The following is a 2,345-nucleotide window of genomic DNA, read 5'->3' as shown; positions in this document are numbered from 1 at the left end:
CAGCCCGGCCGCGTCCGCGCTCTCCTGGCCGGTGCCCGCGAACCCGTCGGCGCCCTCACCGGGCACCGCGCTGCCGGTGTCGGTCACCAGCCGTACCGAGAAGCCGCGCTCCAGCATGTGCACCAGCACCGAGGCGGCACCGCAGACGGCCCACTCGAAGGCCGCGTCCGGGCCCGCGCCCTCGTAGGCACCGCCGCGGGTGTCCAGCAGGACGGTGCACCGGGAGCGGCGGGGCTGTTCCTCGCGGCGCACCATCAGCTCGCCGTAGCGCGCGGTGGACCGCCAGTGCACCCGGCGCAGGTCGTCACCGTAGCGGTAGCCGCGCGGGATCACGTCGTCCTCGCCGGCCAGGGCCAGGGAGCGCTGCCGCCCGTCGCCGTACCCCGTGGCCTCGCCGCCGAAGCGGACCGGGGCCAGCGGCTCCACCCGCGGGATCACCGTGAGCGTGTCGCACGCCGAGAAGGAGCGGGTCAGCTCGCACATGCCGAAGGGGTCCGTCAGCCGCAGCTGCAGCGGGCCCAGCGGATAGCGGCCCCGCAGGTCCGAGCGGACCCGGTAGGACACCTCGCGGCTGCCCTGCGGCTCCACCCGGTCCAGCACGAAGCGGGGCCGGGGCCCGAGGACGTACGGCACCCGGTCCTGGAGCATCAGCAGACCGGTGGGCAGCCGGGAGACGTTGTCCATGCGCAGGTGCACCCGGGCCTCGCTGCCGGCCGGCACCCGCCCGGGGGCGAGACGGCGGCTCGCGGCCACCCGGTAGCGCGTGCGGTACAGCACGGTCGCGCAGATCAGGGGCAGCACGGCGAGCAGCAGGCCCACCCGCAGCAGCTCGCTCAGGCCCAGCACGAACGCGCAGACCGCGGCGGCGATCCCGGCCGCGAGGAAGGAGCGGCCCCGGGTGGTGAGACCCGCCAGGGCCGTACGGACCCCGCTCGCCCCGCCCCGGTCGGCCTGCGCCGGCGCGGTGCCCCCGGTGCCCATCACCGACTCCGCGGCGGCTGCTGGGGATAGGCCGGGACGGTGCGGCCCAGGCCGTCGAAGCCGCCCGGCCGGCCGGACGCGGCGGGCACCGGGGTGTGCTGCAGGATCTCCCCCACCACCTGCTCGGCCGTACGCCGGTTGAGCTGGGCCTGGGCGGTGGGCAGCAGGCGGTGGGCGAGGACGGCGCCGGCGAGCGCCTGGACGTCGTCCGGCAGCGCGTAGTCCCGGCCGGCGAGGGCCGCGGAGGCCTTCGCCGCGCGCAGCAGGTGCAGGGTCGCGCGCGGGGAGGCGCCGAGCCGGAGGTCGGGGTGGGTGCGGGTGGCGGCGACCAGTTCGACCGCGTACCGCCGGACCGGCTCGGAGACGTGCACCCCGCGGACCGCCTCGACCAGCTTCACGATGTCGTGCGCGTGCGCCACCGGCTGGAGGTCCTCCAGCGGGCTGACCCCGCCGTGGACGTCGAGCATCCGCAACTCGGCCTCGACGCTCGGGTACCCCACGGACACCCGGGCCATGAAGCGGTCGCGCTGGGCCTCCGGCAGCGGGTACGTGCCCTCCATCTCGACCGGGTTCTGGGTGGCCACCACCATGAACGGGCTGGGCAGTTCGTACGTCTGCCCGTCGATGGTGACCTGGCGCTCCTCCATGGACTCCAGCAGCGCGGACTGGGTCTTGGGCGAGGCGCGGTTGATCTCGTCGCCGATCACGATCTGCGCGAAGATGGCGCCCGGCTTGAACTCGAAGTCACGGCGCTGCTGGTCCCAGATGGACACGCCGGTGATGTCCGAGGGCAGCAGGTCCGGCGTGAACTGGATGCGCCGCACCGAGCAGTCGATGGACCGCGCCAGCGCCTTGGCGAGCATCGTCTTGCCCACCCCGGGGACGTCCTCGATCAGCAGGTGGCCCTCGGCGAGCAGCACGGTCAGCGCGAGCCGTACGACCTCCGGCTTGCCCTCGATCACGGCCTCCACCGAACCGCGTACCCGCTCCACCGTGGCGGTCAGATCTTCCCCCACCCCCGTATTCACTGGGGTGGGGGTACCCCCATGGCTCGCCCGATCGTCATAGGTCGTCACCCGGCCCTCCTCGGCCCGTTCTTTCCGGGCCGACGCTCTCTGTGCGAACCCGGCCCACCCCGAAACACGGACACCACGCGGAAAAGGTTCCGCGTGATGTCACACCCCGCATTCTTGCTGCCGTTACCGATTCGTGTCACTCGCCTGTGGACAACTGCCCGCCCGATGCCGCTCTTACGACTTTTCGACCCCATTGTTCGATACGGGACGGCGGGACGTGCGCCGGTGCGGTGGCCCGGCGCCCGGATCGGTTCGGGTCCACTTCGCGCAGCACACCCGTGCGTCCAT

2 protein-coding genes are annotated in these 2,345 nt (G+C 73.6%); both read right to left on the bottom strand.

The window, feature by feature from the left end; translation table 11 throughout:
* The coding region (locus tag IE312_RS20510; RefSeq protein ID WP_229900200.1) for a DUF58 domain-containing protein at positions 1 to 981 on the bottom strand (981 nt) is incomplete at its 3' end.
* Positions 981 to 2,057 carry an AAA family ATPase gene (locus IE312_RS20505; protein WP_370467578.1) on the bottom strand — a complete coding sequence of 359 codons (1,077 nt, stop codon included), beginning with the start codon at positions 2,055 to 2,057 and terminating at the stop codon, positions 981 to 983. The genes IE312_RS20510 and IE312_RS20505, both read right to left, overlap by 1 nt.
* Positions 2,058 to 2,345 lie beyond the last annotated feature (288 nt).

Origin of the sequence: Streptomyces capoamus (genome assembly GCF_014654935.1) — a bacterium.
In the GTDB taxonomy this organism is placed as follows: Bacteria; Actinomycetota; Actinomycetes; order Streptomycetales; family Streptomycetaceae; genus Streptomyces; species Streptomyces capoamus.
This window is presented reverse-complemented; position numbering and strand designations above follow the sequence as displayed.